Here is an 18789-nt window from a genome sequence, read left to right on the forward strand (position 1 = left end):
AAACCTCGTTCGACGAACGATTCTGGGTTCCCGCCTGCGCGGGAACGACGGGCGTTGTCGGCAAATTGGGCGCGGGTTGTTGGCTAAGTCAGCGCAATAAAAAGCCCCGCACCAGGCGGGGCTTTTCCGTTCAGCTAACGCTTACAGGTAGAACGCTTTCAGCGGCGGGAAGCCGTTGAATTCCACTGCGCTGTAGCTGGTGGTGTAGGCACCGGTGGACAGCCAGTACAGGCGATCACCAATCGACAGGTTCAGCGGCAGGCCGTACTTGTAGTTCTCGTACATGATGTCGGCGCTGTCGCAGGTCGGGCCGGCGATGACCACTTCTTCCATCTCGCCTTTCTTCTCGGTCCAGATCGGGAACTTGATGGACTCGTCCATGGTTTCGATCAGACCAGAGAACTTGCCCACGTCCACATACACCCAACGCTCGACCGCTGTACGCGACTTACGCGCCACCAACACGACTTCGCTGACCAGGATGCCAGCGTTGGCGATCAGCGAACGGCCCGGCTCCAGAATGATTTCCGGCAGGTCGTCACCGAAGTCTTCCTTAAGGAAGCGAATGATCTCTTCAGCGTAGGTTTCCAGGCTGTTGGTGCGGGTGATGTAGTTGGCCGGGAAGCCGCCACCCATGTTGATCAGTTTCAGCTCGATGCCGTCTTCTTCTTTCAGGCGCTCGAAAATCACTTTCACCTTGGCGATTGCCGCGTCCCACACCGAGATGTCGCGCTGCTGCGAACCGACGTGGAACGACAGGCCGTAAGGCACCAGGCCCAGGTCTCGAGCCAGAATCAGCAGGTCCATGGCCATGTCGGTCTGGCAGCCGAACTTGCGCGACAGCGGCCAGTCAGCGGTGGTCGAGCCTTCGGTGAGGATGCGCACATACACTTTCGAACCCGGCGCGGCCTTGGCGATGTTGCGCAGGTCGGCTTCGGAGTCGGTGGCGTAGAGGCGCACGCCTTTGTCATAGAAGTAACGGATGTCGCGAGACTTCTTGATGGTGTTGCCGTAGCTGATGCGCTCCGGGCCGACACCGGCGGACATGACTTTGTCCAGCTCATAGATCGAGGCGATGTCGAAGTTCGAGCCCTTGTCGCGCAGCAGCTCGATGATTTCGATAGCGGGGTTGGCCTTGACGGCGTAATAGACCTTGGCGAACTCGAAACCGGCGCGCAGATCATCGTAAGCCTGGCTGATGATATTGGTGTCGATCACCACGAACGGGGTTTCTTGCTGGTCGGCGAACGCCTTCATTTTCTGGAAGGTTTCGCGCGGGTAGTAGTCTTCGACCTTAATCGACATGCGGGGGACTCCATGGGCAAAACAAACAAAGGTAGTAAGGGGTGGCTTTGTGACAAAGCCGCGAACGTCTAATCCGTTTCCCCACTTTGGTTCGCCTACTTCCCAAGGCTTGTCGCCGAGTATCGAAACCGATCTCTCGTCGTCAGTACTTGAGCCGCATGGATCGTTTCCAGCATGGACGTTCGGGCGCGAACTTTAGGAGCATGTGGGGGCAAGATCAATCAAAAAATGCCGCTGTTTTGCACCTGATTGTCGCCTTACCGATTGACCGTTTTGGATTCCAAACAAAACGTCCGAAATGCTGCACAAACCGTTGCGGGGCTTGGCTTCCAGCGCAGGTGCCGAGGGGAAGTATCCAGTCCGTTTTTGACAGACCGGGTATCGCCGGCAGGGTTCATTTGGATCGACCCAACGGAGCGACCGTCACCCGGCCCCGCGGCCAACAATCCAGGCGGGGCATCCTGTATACTTCGCGCCCAATTTCCAGCTCCACGACCAGGTTCTCGCATGTCCATTCAGGCCGCCGAAGTCGCGAAACGCCGTACGTTCGCCATCATCTCCCACCCCGACGCCGGTAAAACCACCATTACCGAGAAGCTTCTGCTTATGGGTAAAGCCATTGCCGTGGCGGGTACGGTGAAATCGCGTAAATCCGACCGCCATGCGACGTCTGACTGGATGGAAATGGAGAAGCAGCGCGGCATCTCCATCACCACGTCGGTCATGCAGTTCCCCTACCGCGAGCACATGATCAACCTGCTCGACACCCCCGGCCACGAAGACTTCTCGGAAGACACCTACCGCACCCTGACGGCGGTGGACTCGGCCCTGATGGTGCTCGACGGCGGTAAAGGCGTTGAGCCGCGCACCATCGCCCTGATGGACGTGTGCCGCCTGCGCGACACGCCCATCGTCAGCTTTATCAACAAACTGGACCGCGACATTCGCGACCCCATCGAACTGCTCGACGAGATCGAAGCCGTTCTGAAAATTAAAGCAGCGCCGGTGACCTGGCCGATTGGCTGCTACCGCGACTTCAAAGGCGTGTACCACCTGGCTGACGACTACATCATCGTCTACACCCCGGGCCACGGCCACGAACGCACCGAAACCAAAATCATCGAAAAACTCGACTCCGACGAAGCCCGCGCGCACCTGGGCGACGAGTACGAGCGCTTTATCGAACAGCTGGAACTGGTCCAGGGCGCCTGCCATGAATTCAACCGGCAGGAATTTCTCGACGGCAAACTGACCCCGGTATTTTTCGGTACGGCGCTGGGCAACTTCGGCGTCGACCACGTACTCGACGCCGTGGTCGATTGGGCACCGCAGCCGCTGGCCCGCGTCGCCAACGAGCGCACGGTAGAGCCAGAAGAAGAGAAATTCAGCGGCTTCGTGTTCAAGATTCAAGCGAACATGGACCCCAAACACCGCGACCGCATTGCCTTTATGCGCATCTGCTCCGGCAAATACGATAAAGGCATGAAAATGCGCCACGTACGCCTGGGCAAAGAGGTGCGCATCGGCGACGCCCTGACCTTCTTCTCCTCCGAACGTGAGCAATTGGAAGAAGCGTTTGCCGGCGACATCATCGGCTTGCACAACCACGGCACCATCCAGATCGGCGACACCTTTACCGAAGGCGAAAACCTCGGGTTCACCGGCATCCCGCACTTCGCCCCGGAACTGTTCCGCCGCGTGCGCCTGAAGGACCCGCTGAAATCCAAGCAACTGCGCCAAGGCTTGCAAGAGCTGGCCGAAGAAGGCGCTACGCAGGTGTTCTTTCCCGAACGCAGCAACGACATCATCCTCGGCGCCGTGGGCGTGCTGCAGTTCGACGTGGTCGCCAGCCGGTTGAAAGAGGAATACAAGGTCGAGTGTCAGTACGAGCCGATCACCGTGTGGTCGGCCCGTTGGATCGACAGCAGTGATAAGAAGAAGCTTGAAGAATTCAAGGTCAAGGCTGTGGAAAACCTGGCCATCGACGGCGGCGGCCACCTGACCTACCTGGCCCCGACGCGGGTGAATTTGAGCTTGATGGAAGAGCGCTGGCCTGAGGTGAAGTTCAGGGCTACGCGGGAGCATCATTGATTTAGCGTCGGCGCCATAACGGCCCCTCTCCCCTGCCCCTCTCCCGCGTGCGGGAGAGGGGTTCCAATTGCCTCTCCCCCGCAACCGCGATCAGCTTGTCTCCCCTCGCCCGCTTGCGGGAGAGGGGCTGGGGGAGAGGGCCAGCTCTTGCGCTTCGACCCAAAGTCGCAAATTCTCGAGAACCGCTTCCAATTCAGCCATCACCTGATTATTCCAATACCGCAACACAGTAAATCCCTGCATTTCAAGCCAACCCGTTCGTTGCCGGTCGTAATTCAGCTGTTCGCCGTGCTGCCCTCCATCCAGCTCAACGATCAAGCCGAGCTCCATACAAACGAAATCAACGATGAAATTGCCCAGCGGCACCTGCCGCTTGAATTTCAAGCCCACAAATAGCTTCGCCCTCAACCTAAACCACATCACCCGCTCCGCCTCCGTCGCCGCTCCTCGCAACCCTTTGGCACGCCGGCGCAAATCCATTTACCCTACCCCCATGCACCTTATAGACACCCACACCCACCTCGACTTCCCCGACTTCGATGCCGATCGCAGCCAGCTCTTGGCGAATGCCCGAGACAAAGGAGTGGAGCGTTTAGTAGTGCTCGGCGTCTATCAGAGCAACTGGCAGCGCGTATGGGACTTGGCCCAGGAAAACGACGGCCTCTATGCGGCCCTTGGCCTGCATCCCGTTTACCTGGAGCAGCACCACCCCGACCACCTAAACGAATTGCGCACCTGGCTGGAACGCTTGGCCGGCGACAAAAAGCTCTGCGCCGTGGGCGAGTTCGGTTTGGACTATTACCTGCCGGAGCTGGACCGCGAGCGCCAACAAGCCTTGTTCGAAGCGCAACTGACGCTGGCCGCCGAGTTCGAACTGCCGCCGCTGCTGCACGTGCGCCGCAGCCATGCGCAGGTGATCGCCACGCTCAAGCGTTTCAAGCTGAAACGTCCGGGCATTATTCATGCATTCGCTGGCAGCTATGAGGAGGCGCGGGAGTACATCAACTTGGGCTTTAAATTAGGGCTGGGCGGCGCGCCCACTTGGCCGCAGGCGTTGCGCCTGCGCAAAGTGGTGGCGCAATTACCCGCCGAGGCCGTGGTGCTGGAAACCGACGCCCCGGACATGGCGCCTGCCATGCATCCCGAACAACGCAACAGCCCCGCGTATCTGCCGGACATCTGTGCAGCCCTGGCCGAAATACGCGGCGAGACAACGGAAGATTTCGCACGCGTCACCACCGATAACGCCAGGGCTGTATTCGGCTGGTAAGCCCCTTCCAACGCGGCGCAGAAACAACAAAGCCGCCAATAAGGCGGCTTTGTCATTCAACAGCTCCGATCAGACGCGGAACGCGCTGATCAGTTGCTTGAGATGAGCCACTTCGCCCGACAGTTCACGGCTCGCCTGCTCGGTCTGGCTTGCGCCTTCAGCCGTACGCTCGCCGGCCAGGTTGATTTCGACGATGTTCTGGTCGATGTCGTGCGCCACAGCTGTTTGCTGCTCAGCTGCCGCCGCGATCTGCTGGTTTTGGTCGACGATCATGCCCACCGCACCAAGAATATTTTCCAGCGCCACCTGAACCTTGCCGGACTCGGCCACGGTGTTGTCGGCCATGCTGTGACTGCTGTGCATGGTTTTGACCGCTGCACCGACGCCGCCTTGCAGCTTGGCAATCATCTTTTCGATTTCTTCAGTGGACTGCTGGGTGCGCTTGGCCAGGTTGCGGACCTCGTCGGCCACCACGGCAAACCCACGACCCTGCTCGCCAGCACGTGCTGCCTCGATGGCCGCGTTTAGGGCCAAGAGGTTGGTTTGTTCAGCGATGCCTTTGATCACGTCGAGCACTTGGCTGATCGAGGCGCTGTCGCTGGCCAGTTGATTAATGACGGTTACCGACTGGTCAATCTCATCGGCCAGCCGTTGGATGCTGCCAACCTGCAACTCCACCAGCGCGCGACCGCTGACGGTTTCGTGGTTAACGCTCTGCGCGCTGTCTACGGCGGCGGCGGCGCTACGGGCAACTTCCTGCGCGGTGGCGGACATCTGGTTCATCGCCGTGGCCACTTGTTCGATCTGGCTACGCTGTCCAGCGACGGCCTGGTTGCTCTGCGCGGACACGTCTTCCACCCGATCGGCCTGCACGCCTACGGCGCTAACCGTGTGGCCGACGCGCTCAATGAGGTGGTGAATCTTCTGCACGGTGCCGTTGAACACTTCACCCAATTCGCCCAGTTCGTCACGACTCTGGGCGCGGAAGCTGACTGTCATGTCGCCAGCCGCGACTTGGTCCATCACCTTGCCGAGGCTTTTCAGCGTGGTGCGGGTGGACACATAAAACGCGCCGTAGAGATAGCCGATGAGGATGAACACCACCAACAGCGCCACCACCAACAGCACCATCTGGGTTTGTTTACGCTCCAGACGTTTTTGCAGTTGTTGCTTGAGGAACACCAAGGCGGCGTCGTTCAGTTGGTAGGTTTTTTCCATGGACGCCGACACTTTGTCGTAGAAGCCCTGCCACGGCTCGTCCAGGGAGTCGGCCATCACCACTTGGTCTTCGAAGAACGTGCTGCTTTCTTTCAGGGTGGCGCGGCTGGCTTCGGCCAGGCTTTTCAAAGCGTCTTGCGCAGCCGGGCTGCCATCGAGCGCGTCGTTGATGGTCAGGCCGTATTCGGCGTGGAGTTTTTCCAGCAGCAACAGCAATTCATCGAACTTGCCGCTGGCGGAGGAGTTGAGGAAGCCTTGCGCCAGGGAGGCGGCACCCAGCGAGCGACCGGTGCTCAGCGCGGAAGTGACCGACGTGGTGCCGTTGGTGACCAGCTCGATCATCTGGCGCACGGTGGTCTGGTTGTCTTGGCTGAGGCCGGCCTGGTTGGCGATGATCTTGATCAGCACCTGCATGTTGCCCTGCAGCTTCTCGATCATTGGCGCTTTGCTCTGCAACGACGTTTCCGCGTCAGCGGCCTGCAGGGCTTTCTCCATTTCGTCACGCTTGGTGACGAACAGCTCGATCTGGTCGGGATCGGTAACCACCGGTTCAAGCTTGAGCAGATCGGCTTCGATGCGTTTGCTCAGCGCGCCAATGCGCACTTCGAGATCGCCCGCCTTGCCGGATTGGCCGACGGCAGCGTTGATCTCGACCATGTCGTTGAGGTTTTCCAGGTCGCCGCGCAACTTGAGGCTGGCGCTCATCAAGTCGAGGCTTTGCAGCTCGGCGCGCGTGCCGATGAACTCGTTGTACGAGTCCTGCACGAGATAGAAGTTGGTAACCAGCATCGGCAGAAAGAACAGGACGCTGATCAAGCTGAATTTCATACCAAAACTGAGGCGATTCATCAGCGCGATGGCCGGATACAGCACGGTCTTCACAAGACGTCTCCTGATCACATTATTGTTATTGGATCGTCACAGGGCAGAGCGGGGACGCAGCGGAGGTCAATCGCTTTCGTCTCTGTCGACCCATGCGCGTCGCAGTGCGCGTTCACCGTGCAGTCGAGCGTGACACGAGTCACAAACTGCCGGGCGCGGCATTCTGTATACCCGATATCGGCACGCACCTTTGTAACTTAAGGTTAAGTGAGCGTCCATCGCCAGGAAGGGCCATTGATCTGAGTGATGGCACTTCACACCCAATGACGGCGGGACGCTAGCCAGTCCGGGCGTTTCAGCCCGACCGGCGGTGCCGTGACGGGGCTAAAACAATAATGTCCAGACGGCAAAACCGGCGTACCAAAACACCCCGGCGCGCACCAGCAGTTGCCACAAGCCGTCGAGGCTCGATACGCCGCTTTCGCCCAAGGTCGGCGCGCCAAAATCTTCAGCCGCCCGACCGCTGTTGGCGATTAATTGAGCGGCCGAAATATTCCAGTTCAGCAACTCGTTGAGCAGCACGCGGCTCACCGCCACAAAGCTGCCGACCAGCGCAAAGCTCCCGGCCAGCAGGCGCACCGGCAACCAGTCGAACGCATGTCGCCATTGCCCCGCACGGGCGCGCAAGGCGGGGTCTTCAGCGTGTTCAACGGTCAACGCCAACAGCCGATAGGCAATCGCCGCCAACGGCCCCAGCAACGCGTACCAAAAGATCACCGCGAAAAAGCTTTGATAGCCCTGCCACAGAAGAAAACCCTGCGCTTGCTGCAACAGGCTGTCGGGGTCGGGCGCTTCGACGTTCAGATCACGTTGCGCCACTAGGTACGCCCCTTCCACATCTTCCCGGCGCCAGGCGTCGCGAAACGGCCCCAGCGCCACCAGTGGATCGCCGCGCCCCAGGCTGTAAACCAGCACCCACAAATGCACCGGCAGCGTCAGCCAACCGTGCAGCGGCACGCCGAGCACTGCGAGCAATACGGCCAGCGCCGCGACGGGCACCAGCACTAACATCGCCAGTTGCAGCCATGGATTATGACGAAACGCGGCTTGCCGCTCGGCCCACGCCAACAGGCGCAACCAGGCACCGTCTTGCTGGATTCTGGCGCGCCAGGACGAGAATTTCTCGACCCACAACACCAAGAGCAGCACTAGAAAACTCATGACACGCCTCCCTCTGACGACGGGCGTTCGCCCGCCTTTCCTTGATCTGCCAGGCCGGAAAAAAAACGCGGCCACTCGAAACATGCACCCGGATCGGTCTTACGGCCCGGCGCGATATCGCTGTGGCCACAGATCCGCTCAGGACTGATAGCAGGGTATGCCGCGCACAACTGCGCGCTGAGTTGCGCGAGCACGGCATATTGAATAGCGGTAAACGGCTGGTCGTCGGTGCCTTCCAGCTCAATGCCTATAGAAAAATCATTGCAGTTGTCGCGTCCTTCAAACAACGACAGCCCGGCGTGCCAGGCACGGTCCAGGCAAGACACGAACTGGATGACGCTGCCGTCGCGCTGAATTAAAAAATGCGCCGAGACACGCAGCTCGGCGATGCCGGCAAAGTACGGATGCTCGTCAGCACACAGGCAATTCTGAAACAGCTCAACCACCTTTCCCGTACCGAATTGCCCCGGCGGGAGGCTGATGTTGTGAATTACCAGCAGCGAAATTTCCCCATTGGGCCGCTCGTTGAAATTTGGCGACGGGCAATGGCGGATACCGTCGCACCAGCCGGTGGTGGGGTCCAACTGCATACATTCTCCTTGGCAGGCCCGCTGCAACCGGCCCGCAAACTGCCGACCACTCTAGAGCAGCCCACCGCTGCGGCCAACCCTGAAAACGACAACGCCCGGCAAAGGCCGGGCGTCGTTGTAAAAGCAGGCTGCGATTAGGCGTTTTTCAACCGGCGCAAGTTGCCGATTACCGACTCCAGCGCACGGTCAAACAACAGCGCATCGTCAAGCAGACGAATCGCGTTGCGGCGGAACTCCACCGCGAGCCCCATGCGGGTTTTCTCCAGCACCTTCATGCCCGTGCGGTTAACGAAGATGTACTTGCCAGTCGGCTTGATGATCGCCGCCAACTTGCAACGCACTTTGTGCTCTTCGTCTTCCTGAAACTCGACCCAGCTACCGACCACAAGGCTGTCGACACGGGCCAGGCCTTCGTCGTCATCCGGCAGCACCATTTCTGGTTCCGGCAGGCGGTTTTCACCCGGCGCCAGCAGCACGATTTCTTCAACGACCTCGACCATCGCCGGCACGGCAATCGCCTCGACTTCGTCTTCAGGCGGCAGCTCCAGCAGTGGTGCGTCGCCCTCTACAGCGGAGGCATCGGTGCCAGGCTCAACCGTTTCAGGCATTGGCCGCTTGAAGCGCTGGAACGCCTGTACATGCAGGTTTTCCAGCTGACTGAAAAATTCGCTGGTGGAGAACGGGTCGAACGCCGCGCTGGCCATGCCTTCGCGCAGGGCTTTCAGCAGGCCGGGCACCAGTTCCAGCAAACGCAGACGCGCTTCCGGATCTTCATGCGGGGCCACGCTCCAGACCAAATCGTCCATGGTGCTCAGGGCCGCGTCCCACTCCGGCGAATTCACGCCGTGTTTGAGGCAGGTGAGCATCATCACCTTGCTCCAGGCTTCCTGAAGCAAGCGCACCACCACTTCGGGCAGCGTTTTACCGAGCAGACGTTCATTCAACGCATGTTCGACTTCGCGACGGGCCAGTTCGGCCTTGGCGCTGCCCTCTTCGGCATCACGGGTACGTTGTTCGAGCAACTCGCTGCGGCGACGCTCATCGCCGGTAAAGGCGAGGAAATCGGCCAACAGCTCGGAGAAAATCGCCGGATCGTCAACGAAATCGTTAAGCAGGCGCTGCACGATGCTTTCGATCTTCTGATACAGGCTGTCGCGCTGGGCGTCGTCCTGCTCTGCCCAGCCCAAGGCGGCGGCAGCAATTTCGTTGAGCAGACGACGCGCCGGATGGCTGCCACGGCTGAAGAAGGTTTTATCCAGAACCGCGACCTTCAACATCGGAATTTGCAGACGGCCAATCAGCGCTTTCAGCGAGTCGGACAGGGTGCGGTCGTCGAGGATGAACTCGAACAACATCGACACCAGGTTGATGACGTCTTCATCAACCTCCCCAACCACGCGCGACTTGCCGCTCTTGGCGCTAGCGCGCACCAGCAGTTGTTCCAGCTGGTTGCGCAGGTCGAAGTCGTCTTGCACGGCGGTAGTGAACGCCGGGCGCTGCTGCATATGGGAGAGCAGGCGCATCAAGTCATTACTGGAAATCGGCAAGGCGTCGGCGGGCATTTCGCGACGCGGCAAACCGCTGCCACGCACCTGCGACAATAGCTCTTGCAGCACGCCAAACACTTCCTGCACGCCTTCATCGGCGTAACCACCACCGTGGCTGACTTCGCCAGGCGCAGCGGCGGTTGAAGAACTGCGCATACCACTGCTGGCCGGGCCGGCTTTACGACGCACCGGCGCCGTCTTCAGCTCTGGCAATACGCCGGCCTGAATCAGCTGTTCGTTGGTGTCGGAATAGAGTTGGTCGAGATCAGCCAGTACATATTTCTCAAACAGCTTGAGAATGATCAGCTTGACCTTGATCTCAACGCCCAGACGGCTGCAGGCCTCCAGGAAAAATTCACAGAGAACGGTCGGACCGAGCGGGTTGGTTTTGTCGTCGATTTTCTTGCTGACCATCGCGTTGATGCGCGTGGTCAGGTGGCCGAGGGCAACCGAATCACGGCTCATCACCTTGGCGACCATGGAATCCAGCGCTACGGTCTCTTCCAGTTCATCGTTTTGCACCAACGCCAGGGTGTCGAACGACACGGCGTCCAACTGCGGCGCGCGGCCAATTTCGTACTGGTTGAGGTTGGCGAAGGTTTCGAAGACTTTCTGCAGGAAGCCGCGCTCAATGCCCTTGCGCTTCAGACGCAGGTCACGCATGGCCTCGAAAAAGGCGTTCTGCTCGGCGTTACTGGTCGCGCGGTCGGCCATCTCAAAGAGGGTGTCGTCCGCGTTGTCGAACAACGCCTGCAAGGCTTGTTTCAGCTGCTGAGCAGCTTTGTCGCGCACGTGAATGAGTGCCACGGGCAGCCTCCCCGCCGGTGATGTTGGCGAGTGCTCGGGGGCAACCTTGTTAAGGTGCACCACTTTCGCATCAGTCATTGCAACTCTCCCGCAGACCGGCCATCTGGCTCTCACATCTGCATAACGATCAACTGAGCGTCATCCGTTTTACGTCAAGGGCATGGCGTCAATAATAAGCAGTAAAAGCGATTATAGAGAGCCGGAGCAAGATGAAACCCTACTTCTTGCCCAGATATGACCTACATCACACATGTACCGCATCTGATTCCAAACGGCTACTAACGGACGACCAACGCGCGAAACTCCGCACAGATCCGCCTAAATAAATGGCGCTGCACAGAGACCTTCGCCTCCTTATAATTGCCCCCATCCGAAACGGGAGCTCCCAATGCCGAACCTTGCCCTCGCCGACCTTGGCGCAGAAATTCAAGCCAACGTACGCCGTGCTCTTCGTGAAGACGTCGGCAGCGGCGACATCACCGCCCAACTGATCCCCGCCGAACGCCTTGCTCACGCCACCATCATCACCCGCGACGCTGCCGTCATAGCCGGCAGCGCTTGGGTTGACAACGTATTCGCCCAAATAGATCCGCGCGTCGCTGTTCATTGGCAAGTTCAGGACGGCGATCGCGTGCAGCCTAACCAACCTTTGTTTCACCTCGAAGGCCCCGCCCGCGCCCTGCTCACGGGCGAGCGCAGCGCCCTCAACTTCCTGCAAACCCTCTCCGCCGTTGCCACCCGCTGCCGCCACTACGCCGACCTCGTCGAAGGCACCGGGGTGAAACTGCTCGACACCCGCAAAACCCTGCCCGGCCTGCGCCTGGCACAGAAATACGCCGTCACCCAAGGCGGTTGCCATAACCACCGCATCGGCCTGTACGACGCTTTCTTGATAAAAGAAAACCACATCGCCGCGTGCGGCGGGATCGCCCAAGCCATTAAAGCCGCCCACGGCATTGCGCCCGGCAAGCCGGTCGAGGTTGAAGTAGAGAGCTTGGCAGAACTAAAGGAAGCGCTGGATGCCGGCGCCGACATCATCATGCTCGACGAACTGAGCCTTGATGAAATGCGCACGGCGGTGGCGATGACCGCGAGCAAGGCGAAACTAGAAGCGTCGGGTGGGATTAATGAGACGACGCTGCGGGTGATTGCTGAGACTGGCGTGGATTACGTGTCGATTGGCACGTTGACTAAGGATGTTAAGGCGGTGGATTTGTCGATGCGGTTGAGCATTTGACTCAACCGCACCACAGGCAGGCCGCTTGCGTCAGTTCCAGGGATTCAGATCGACAATAGCCACGACCTGGCCCGCTTTACGGTCAACCAGGACCACCATAGGTTTGACGCTAGCCATAAGCGGCAGCCAACCGTCTGCCTCCGGGTACTCGCTCAACGCGGCGGCGACCGAGTCTTCCTTATTGAAGCGCTTCAGCTCATCGAGGGGCTTGGCTTGCAGACGTACCGCTGCGGCCATGTCCTCCAAGGGCTTATAGAGCTTTGGTCGCTGGGCCAGGTCGGGGCCGCCTGCGGTCGCTTCAAAGGTAATGTTGTTGCGCTCTTGCACGTCGGCTGGGTTTTCTGCGCCTACCCATTTGGGACCAAACAGCGGCGCCGACTGATAAGCCGCTGGGGCATTGCCGATGTCCCGAGTATCAATATCCAACACCCGCACCGCATCGAATCGGTCAGCGTTGAACACCAGCCAAGCTGGCCGCCCTTCCGCCACAGACCAGAGCCCGTAAACCAACGCCGACAGCTGAAGCGCGGCAATTACCGCCAGATCGAATTTGAGGCTCTTCTTACCTTCCTTATAGATAAGCAACGTAAGCGCCGGACCCAGGCACACGTCGATCGCCAACAACATCAAAAACACGTGGGTCACGCCCAACGCCGTATAAAGCGGCGCGGGATACCAAACCATGAAAATCAGCAACAGCGACAGCACGCCAATAGCCGCAGAAATCAACAGATGCAGCGCGAAAGCCTTGATGCGAATGGGCACAGCAACCTCCTGTAAACAGATGTGGTCGGCAATCTAGCAGGGAAATCAGGCGGCATTCAAAGACCGTAAGCGCAATGGTTACCCGATCACGCAAGCGAGACGAATCGTAGTAAATCGGGGGTTGGCAGCTTGCAATGGTGGCCAATAGCCGTAGGCGACATCCCACGGCAATGTCAGATGACGCTTTTTGTCAGTTACCGCCACCGCGTGAAACCACAGGCACCCAGATCCAACGCAAAAAGCCCAAAAGAAGCGCCAAATAAGGGACGCCCAAAACCTGGCACGCAAGCTGCAATATCTCCTGCAACGCAACTAAGACGTTGCTACTTACAACCCCGGAGAGCATTACATGAAGACTATGCAGAAAGGCTTTACCCTTATCGAATTGATGATCGTAGTTGCGATCATCGGTATCTTGGCCGCAGTAGCTCTGCCGGCTTACCAGGACTACACCGTTCGTGCCAAGGTTTCGGAAGGCATGATCGCTGGTAGCGGCCTGAAAGTTGGTGTTACTGATGCGTTTGCTGACCGCGGCATCGCCGGCGTGACGAACTATGCTGGCGTGGTTAACGCCGACCCAGCGGTACTTACACCGATCATCACTGCTGTAAACATTTCTAACGCTGGCGCAATCGCATTGACTCTCGGCGGCATCCCTCAGCTAGCCGGAAACAACGTACTGTCGTTCGTGCCGTACATCAATAACGCTGCAATTAGCAACGCCAACGCTACCGGCAGCATCGAGTGGAGATGCTTCGAGGCTACTACCACTATCGTTGACAAGTTCCTCCCAGCTAACTGCCGCAAAGTCCGTTAATACAGATGTTGCAAAAGAGGGGCCGCTAATGCGGCCTCTTTTTTGTCTGAAGAAATAGCCGCCGTTATAATGGACTGGGAGACGATTCAATCCGGCGTTCCAAATACTCGCTGTTTATCAAGAGTCCCGAAGGCTAGACTGCAGACGTAGAAATCCTCTTGAGTTATCACTATGAACGACATCGTGAATCTGACTGGTTTAGCCAAACAATTAGTCCTAGCAGAACTTCTGGATGAGAAGCTGGCAAAGCAGGCCTACGCTCAAGCTCAGCGCAATAAAACGTCGCTTGTTACCTATCTCGTACAGAACAAACTAGTCAAAAGCCGCCAACTGGCTGAGTTGGCGGCGGATCAGTTTGGAGTAGCATTTTTAGATCTAAGCAGTCTAGACAAGGAAAGCCAGCCCAAAGATCTCATCGCAGAAAAGCTGGTGCGTCAACATCGAGTGCTTCCATTATGGCGCCGAGGCAACAAGCTTTTCCTTGGTATATCTGATCCAACCAACCACCAAGCCATTACCGACGTTCAGTTCAGCACCGGCCTCAACACCGAAGCCATTCTGGTTGAAGACGACAAACTGGGCGATGCTATCGATAAATTTTTCGACAGCGCCAATACCGCCATGGACGACCTCGGCGACCTCGACCTCGATATCGAGACGGTGGATGAAAACGGCCCAGGCAAAGAAGAAAACCAGGAGGCCGACGACGCCCCGGTTGTACGCTTCGTAAACAAAATGCTGCTCGACGCTATCAAAATGGGTTCGTCCGACCTGCACTTTGAACCCTATGAGAAGAGCTACCGCGTCCGCTTCCGTACCGACGGCATTCTTCACGAAATCGCCCGTCCGCCAATCCAGTTGGCACCCCGAATTTCCGCCCGTTTGAAGGTGATGGCCAGCCTGGATATTTCCGAGCGCCGCAAGCCGCAAGACGGCCGCATCAAGATGCGAATTTCGAAAACCAAATCCATCGACTTTCGCGTAAGCACCTGCCCAACCCTCTGGGGCGAGAAGATCGTGATGCGGATTCTCGACTCCTCCAGCGCGCAGATGGGCATCGACGCCCTCGGCTACGAGGAATCGCAGAAAGACCTCTACATGTCGGCGCTCAAGCAGCCGCAGGGGATGATTCTGGTAACCGGCCCGACTGGCTCCGGCAAAACCGTTTCGCTGTACACCGGCCTGAATATTCTCAACACCGTGGACGTGAATATTTCCACCGCAGAAGACCCGGTGGAAATCAACCTGGAAGGTATTAACCAGGTCAACGTCAACCCGAAACAGGGGATGGACTTCACCGCTGCGTTGAAATCTTTCCTGCGTCAGGATCCGGATATCATCATGGTCGGCGAGATCCGGGACCTGGATACCGCATCCATTGCAATTAAGGCCGCGCAGACGGGCCACATGGTGATGTCGACGCTGCACACCAACAGCGCTGCGGAAACGCTCACCCGTTTGCGCAACATGGGTGTTCCCTCTTTTAACATCGCTACATCGGTCAACCTGATCATTGCCCAGCGCCTGGCACGCAAGCTTTGCAGCGTGTGTAAAAAAGAAGTGCCGATTCCGCCAGAGACGCTAATCGAAGAAGGATTCCCAGCTGACAAAGTCGGCACCTTCAAGATTTACGGCCCGGTTGGCTGCGATAACTGCAACGGCGGTTACAAAGGCCGAGTCGGAATATATGAAGTGGTTAAAAACACGCCAGCGCTGCAACGCATTATCATGGAGGAAGGCAACTCCATCGATATTTCGGTGCAGATGCGCAAAGATGGCTTTAACGACCTACGCACCTCGGCACTGCTGAAGGCCATGCAGGGAGTCACCAGCCTCGAAGAAGTGAACCGCGTCACTAAGGATTAAGTCATGGCCGCTAAAGCATTAAAAACCAGCACCTTCACCTGGGAAGGCACTGATCGTAAAGGCTCCAAGCTGAAGGGCGAAACAAGCGGCCAGAATCCTGCTTTGGTAAAAGCGCAACTGCGCAAACAGGGCATCAACCCTACCAAAGTGCGCAAGAAGTCCATGTCGTTGCTGAGCGCGGGCAAAAAGATCAAGCCCATGGACATTGCCCTTTTCGCCCGGCAAATGGCCACGATGATGAAGGCGGGCGTACCGTTGCTGCAGTCCTTCGACATCATCAGCGAAGGACTCGACAACCCAAACATGCGCAAGCTTGTTGATGAAATCAAACAGCACGTGGCTGCTGGTAATAGCTTTGCGGCCGCGCTGCGCACTCGTCCAATGTATTTCGATGACTTGTTCTGTAACCTTGTAGACGCAGGCGAGCAGGCTGGCGCCTTGGAAAACCTGCTTGATCGAGTGGCTACTTACAAAGAAAAAACCGAGGCGCTTAAGGCCAAAATCAAGAAGGCTATGAACTACCCGATCGCGGTGGTTTGCGTTGCGGTGATCGTGACTGCGATTCTGCTGCTCAAAGTGGTGCCGCAGTTTGAGTCGGTATTCAAGAACTTCGGTGCAGAACTCCCAGCGTTTACTCAGATGGTGGTGAACTTGTCGCGAGGGCTTTCAGAGTCTTGGTATTTTTTCTTGGTTGGTATCGTCGCCGTTGTTTTCGGCTTCATTCAGATAAACAAGCGTTCGGAAAAATTTCGCAACGGACTGGACCGAGCACTTCTTAAAGCACCCATCGTCGGCGACATCATCTACAAATCCTCAGTAGCCCGTTATGCCCGCACTTTGGCAACCACGTTCGCCGCCGGTGTCCCGCTTGTTGAAGCCCTTGACTCAGTCGCCGGCGCCACCGGCAACATTGTTTTCAAAAACGCGGTCAACAAGGTCAAGCAGGACGTCACCTCGGGCATGCAGCTCAACTTCTCGATGAAGTCCACGGGTGTCTTCCCATCCATGGCCATCCAGATGACCGCCATCGGCGAAGAGTCCGGTTCCCTTGACATGATGCTCGACAAAGTCGCGCTGTATTACGAAGCGGAAGTGGACAATGCGGTGGACGGTCTGACCGCGCTGATGGAGCCCCTGATCATGTCGATTCTCGGCGTCTTGGTTGGCGGCTTGGTCGTTGCGATGTATCTCCCTATCTTCCAGTTGGGTGCCGTAGTTTAAAAACATGTCTCTATTCCAACTCTTGGCCAGCGATTCGCTGGCCTTTGTTTTTTGCGCCCTAATCCTCGGCCTGCTGGTCGGCAGCTTCCTCAACGTGGTGGTCTACCGCCTGCCGGTAATGATGAAGCGCGATTGGCAGAACCAGGCGCGGGAAATTCTGGAGCTGCCGCCAGAGCCGAAGGGAAAGACGTTTAATCTGATACTTCCCAACTCCAGCTGCCCGCACTGCAACCACGAAATCAAAGCCTGGGAAAACATTCCGGTCGTCAGTTGGCTAGCCCTGCGCGGCAAATGCTCTTCCTGCAAAGCCCCGATCAGCAAACGCTACCCATTGGTCGAGCTCACCTGCGGCCTGCTCTCGGCGTATGTCGCTTGGCATTTCGGTTTCACTTGGCAAGCCGGCGCGATGTTGTTGCTGACGTGGGGTTTGTTGGCGATGAGCCTGATTGATGCCGATCACCAGTTGCTGCCGGATGCATTGGTGTTGCCGCTGTTGTGGGTCGGCTTGATCGTTAATCAGTTTGGCTTGTTCGCCACTGCGCAGGACGCATTGTTCGGCGTAGTCGCCGGCTACCTGAGTTTGTGGTCGGTGTATTGGCTGTTCAAGCTGGTGACGGGCAAGGAAGGCATGGGCTATGGCGACTTCAAGTTGCTGGCCATGCTCGGGGCGTGGGGTGGGTGGCAGGTGTTGCCGCTGACGATTCTGCTGTCCTCGCTGGTGGGCGCGGTGTTGGGGGTGATCATGCTGCGTTTGCGCAACGCTGAGACCAGCACGCCGATTCCGTTTGGCCCTTACCTGGCAATTGCCGGCTGGATTGCGCTGCTCTGGGGTGATCAAATAACCGGCACCTATCTGCAAATCGCCGGATTTAAATGACTACACCCTGGATTCTTGGGCTCACTGGCGGCATCGGCAGTGGCAAAAGCGCGGTTGCGCAGCACTTCATCGATTTAGGCGTCCACTGCGTCGATGCCGACCACGCCGCGCGCTGGGTGGTTGAGCCGGGCAAACCGGCCTTGGCTGCCATCGTCGAGCACTTCGGCCCGCAGGTCTTGCAGGCCAGTGGAGAGCTCGACCGCACGGCGTTACGCGGCCTTATCTTTCAAGCGCCGGAAGAACGCCGCTGGCTCGAAACGCTGTTGCATCCGCTGATTGGCGAAGAAATCATGGCCAGTTTGGCGAGCGCCACATCGCCGTACGCCATCCTGGTTTCGCCGCTGTTGATCGAGTCGGGTCAGTACAAGCTGACGCAACGAGTGCTGGTGGTCGACGCCCCGGAAAGCCTGCAACTGGAGCGCACGATGCTGCGCGATAGCGCCTCGCAGGAGCAGGTCCATGCGATTCTCAAGGCCCAGGCCTTGCGCGAGGACCGTTTGAAACATGCGGATGACGTATTGCTCAATGACCGCGACTTACCCTGGCTGCAAGCCGAAGTTGAACGCTTGCACCGCTTCTATCTCACTCTTCATGGAGGCCAGCCATGAGCCCTGCTCCCATCGTTAAATGCCCTACCTGCGGAGCCCCCGTCGAGTGGACGCCGAAGAATGTCACGCGCCCGTTTTGCAGCGAACGCTGCAAGCTGATTGACCTAGGCGCCTGGGCGTCCGGGGAACATGCGATTCCGGGCGACCCGGTGGAGGACGACGTCTTCTCCAGCGATTTCGACGTTCCGCCGCAGCGCCACTGAGTTTCAGGGCCGCATAAAGCTGTAGTCGCGGTCGTCGTCCAGGTTGTCGGCGAGAAACTGCAGCTCCTGCGCCAAGTCCGCAGGGCTGCGGTGATGTTTGCTCTGTTCGATCACCGCGCTGAGTAGTGCTCTCAACGCCAAGCTTGTTTCAAGCCCTTGAGCGCCAGCGTCTTCCAGGCTGCGCTGCACCTGCTGTGTGGCCCATGCGTATGCACTCATCTCGCGATCTCCTCGGTGTATGCCGGTGCGGCTGGGCTGCAGCGTGGCAATCGTGCTCGGCGCGAAAACTGATCGAGATCAAGCAGCGCAGCGCTATAAAAACGG

General features: G+C 58.2%; 17 protein-coding genes and 1 pseudogene. 9 read left to right on the forward strand and 9 right to left on the reverse strand.

The annotated features are described in order from the left end of the window. Positions 1-141: 141 nt before the first annotated feature. Complete coding sequence (locus AC0IW7_RS01915; RefSeq protein WP_122494413.1) at positions 142-1305, reverse strand: type III PLP-dependent enzyme; 1164 nt, start codon at positions 1303-1305, stop codon at positions 142-144. Positions 1306-1812: 507 nt separating this feature from the next. On the opposite strand from AC0IW7_RS01915, the gene AC0IW7_RS01920 reads away from it, so the two are divergent. Beyond that, positions 1813-3396: a peptide chain release factor 3 gene (locus AC0IW7_RS01920; protein WP_471815502.1), complete on the forward strand. Its 1584-nt coding sequence runs from the start codon at positions 1813-1815 to the stop codon at positions 3394-3396. A 90-nt stretch (positions 3397-3486) separates the two neighbouring features. Here AC0IW7_RS01920 and AC0IW7_RS01925 read toward each other — a convergent pair whose 3' ends face one another. Next, positions 3487-3876, reverse strand: coding sequence for an endonuclease domain-containing protein (locus AC0IW7_RS01925; RefSeq protein WP_471815503.1), 390 nt, complete (start codon positions 3874-3876; stop codon positions 3487-3489). Positions 3877-3889: 13 nt separating this feature from the next. Here AC0IW7_RS01925 and AC0IW7_RS01930 point away from each other — a divergent pair, with 13 nt between their 5' ends. Further along, on the forward strand, positions 3890-4666 hold the full coding sequence (locus AC0IW7_RS01930; RefSeq protein ID WP_471815504.1) for a TatD family hydrolase: 777 nt from the start codon (positions 3890-3892) through the stop codon (positions 4664-4666). Positions 4667-4735: 69 nt separating this feature from the next. Here AC0IW7_RS01930 and AC0IW7_RS01935 read toward each other — a convergent pair whose 3' ends face one another. The 5 genes and pseudogenes from AC0IW7_RS01935 to AC0IW7_RS01955 all read right to left on the reverse strand — a co-directional run bounded on the left by AC0IW7_RS01935 (position 4736) and on the right by AC0IW7_RS01955 (position 10949). After that, entirely contained in the window at positions 4736-5449 is a 714-nt protein-coding gene (locus AC0IW7_RS01935; RefSeq protein ID WP_463384752.1) for a methyl-accepting chemotaxis protein, read from the reverse strand. Between the two features lie 144 nt (positions 5450-5593). Next, a pseudogene (locus AC0IW7_RS01940) lies at positions 5594-6733 on the reverse strand (HAMP domain-containing protein); the annotation flags it as partial. 357 nt (positions 6734-7090) lie between these two features. Beyond that, positions 7091-7927, reverse strand: a complete 837-nt coding sequence (gene ampE / locus AC0IW7_RS01945; RefSeq protein WP_122494424.1) for a regulatory signaling modulator protein AmpE — start codon at positions 7925-7927, stop codon at positions 7091-7093. Beyond that, positions 7924-8517, reverse strand: coding sequence for a 1,6-anhydro-N-acetylmuramyl-L-alanine amidase AmpD (gene ampD, locus AC0IW7_RS01950; protein ID WP_471815505.1), 594 nt, complete (start codon positions 8515-8517; stop codon positions 7924-7926). The genes ampE and ampD overlap by 4 nt, the downstream gene beginning before the upstream one ends. A 134-nt stretch (positions 8518-8651) precedes the next feature. Next, positions 8652-10949 carry a DUF1631 domain-containing protein gene (locus tag AC0IW7_RS01955; protein ID WP_471815506.1) on the reverse strand — a complete coding sequence of 766 codons (2298 nt, stop codon included), beginning with the start codon at positions 10947-10949 and terminating at the stop codon, positions 8652-8654. 310 nt (positions 10950-11259) lie between these two features. On the opposite strand from AC0IW7_RS01955, the gene nadC reads away from it, so the two are divergent. After that, a complete protein-coding gene (gene nadC / locus AC0IW7_RS01960) occupies positions 11260-12108 on the forward strand; it encodes a carboxylating nicotinate-nucleotide diphosphorylase (RefSeq protein ID WP_122494430.1) in 849 nt (282 codons plus the stop codon). A 30-nt stretch (positions 12109-12138) separates the two neighbouring features. Here nadC and tfpZ read toward each other — a convergent pair whose 3' ends face one another. Next, positions 12139-12873 carry a TfpX/TfpZ family type IV pilin accessory protein gene (gene tfpZ, locus AC0IW7_RS01965; RefSeq protein WP_471815507.1) on the reverse strand — a complete coding sequence of 245 codons (735 nt, stop codon included), beginning with the start codon at positions 12871-12873 and terminating at the stop codon, positions 12139-12141. A gap of 349 nt (positions 12874-13222) precedes the next feature. Here tfpZ and AC0IW7_RS01970 point away from each other — a divergent pair, with 349 nt between their 5' ends. From AC0IW7_RS01970 to yacG, 6 genes are all read left to right on the forward strand, one after another. Further along, positions 13223-13690, forward strand: coding sequence for a pilin (locus tag AC0IW7_RS01970; RefSeq protein WP_471815508.1), 468 nt, complete (start codon positions 13223-13225; stop codon positions 13688-13690). A gap of 171 nt (positions 13691-13861) precedes the next feature. Continuing rightward, positions 13862-15556 carry a type IV-A pilus assembly ATPase PilB gene (pilB, locus tag AC0IW7_RS01975; RefSeq protein WP_471815509.1) on the forward strand — a complete coding sequence of 565 codons (1695 nt, stop codon included), beginning with the start codon at positions 13862-13864 and terminating at the stop codon, positions 15554-15556. Between the two features lie 3 nt (positions 15557-15559). After that, complete coding sequence (locus AC0IW7_RS01980; protein WP_471815510.1) at positions 15560-16777, forward strand: type II secretion system F family protein; 1218 nt, start codon at positions 15560-15562, stop codon at positions 16775-16777. A 4-nt stretch (positions 16778-16781) separates the two neighbouring features. Beyond that, entirely contained in the window at positions 16782-17654 is an 873-nt protein-coding gene (locus AC0IW7_RS01985; RefSeq protein WP_471815511.1) for a prepilin peptidase, read from the forward strand. Then, positions 17651-18262, forward strand: a complete 612-nt coding sequence (gene coaE / locus AC0IW7_RS01990; protein WP_463383759.1) for a dephospho-CoA kinase — start codon at positions 17651-17653, stop codon at positions 18260-18262. The genes AC0IW7_RS01985 and coaE overlap by 4 nt, the downstream gene beginning before the upstream one ends. Continuing rightward, positions 18259-18465: a DNA gyrase inhibitor YacG gene (yacG, locus tag AC0IW7_RS01995; protein ID WP_463550505.1), complete on the forward strand. Its 207-nt coding sequence runs from the start codon at positions 18259-18261 to the stop codon at positions 18463-18465. Before coaE ends, yacG begins: the two co-directional genes overlap by 4 nt. Before the next feature lie 3 nt (positions 18466-18468). Here yacG and AC0IW7_RS02000 read toward each other — a convergent pair whose 3' ends face one another. Next, a complete protein-coding gene (locus AC0IW7_RS02000; protein WP_471815512.1) occupies positions 18469-18684 on the reverse strand; it encodes a hypothetical protein in 216 nt (71 codons plus the stop codon). Positions 18685-18789 lie beyond the last annotated feature (105 nt).

It is taken from the genome of Pseudomonas sp. AC229 (genome assembly GCF_979254655.1).

Coding starts and splice junctions, on each gene's coding strand:
- AC0IW7_RS01915 (WP_122494413.1), bottom strand. CDS start 1,305: ATGTCGATTAAGGTCGAAGACTACTACCCGCGCGAAACCTTCCAGAAA.
- AC0IW7_RS01920 (WP_471815502.1), top strand. CDS start 1,813: ATGTCCATTCAGGCCGCCGAAGTCGCGAAACGCCGTACGTTCGCCATC.
- AC0IW7_RS01925 (WP_471815503.1), bottom strand. CDS start 3,876: ATGGATTTGCGCCGGCGTGCCAAAGGGTTGCGAGGAGCGGCGACGGAG.
- AC0IW7_RS01930 (WP_471815504.1), top strand. CDS start 3,890: ATGCACCTTATAGACACCCACACCCACCTCGACTTCCCCGACTTCGAT.
- AC0IW7_RS01935 (WP_463384752.1), bottom strand. CDS start 5,449: ATGAACCAGATGTCCGCCACCGCGCAGGAAGTTGCCCGTAGCGCCGCC.
- ampE (WP_122494424.1), bottom strand. CDS start 7,927: ATGAGTTTTCTAGTGCTGCTCTTGGTGTTGTGGGTCGAGAAATTCTCG.
- ampD (WP_471815505.1), bottom strand. CDS start 8,517: ATGCAGTTGGACCCCACCACCGGCTGGTGCGACGGTATCCGCCATTGC.
- AC0IW7_RS01955 (WP_471815506.1), bottom strand. CDS start 10,949: ATGACTGATGCGAAAGTGGTGCACCTTAACAAGGTTGCCCCCGAGCAC.
- nadC (WP_122494430.1), top strand. CDS start 11,260: ATGCCGAACCTTGCCCTCGCCGACCTTGGCGCAGAAATTCAAGCCAAC.
- AC0IW7_RS01970 (WP_471815508.1), top strand. CDS start 13,223: ATGAAGACTATGCAGAAAGGCTTTACCCTTATCGAATTGATGATCGTA.
- pilB (WP_471815509.1), top strand. CDS start 13,862: ATGAACGACATCGTGAATCTGACTGGTTTAGCCAAACAATTAGTCCTA.
- AC0IW7_RS01980 (WP_471815510.1), top strand. CDS start 15,560: ATGGCCGCTAAAGCATTAAAAACCAGCACCTTCACCTGGGAAGGCACT.
- AC0IW7_RS01985 (WP_471815511.1), top strand. CDS start 16,782: ATGTCTCTATTCCAACTCTTGGCCAGCGATTCGCTGGCCTTTGTTTTT.
- coaE (WP_463383759.1), top strand. CDS start 17,651: ATGACTACACCCTGGATTCTTGGGCTCACTGGCGGCATCGGCAGTGGC.
- yacG (WP_463550505.1), top strand. CDS start 18,259: ATGAGCCCTGCTCCCATCGTTAAATGCCCTACCTGCGGAGCCCCCGTC.
- AC0IW7_RS02000 (WP_471815512.1), bottom strand. CDS start 18,684: ATGAGTGCATACGCATGGGCCACACAGCAGGTGCAGCGCAGCCTGGAA.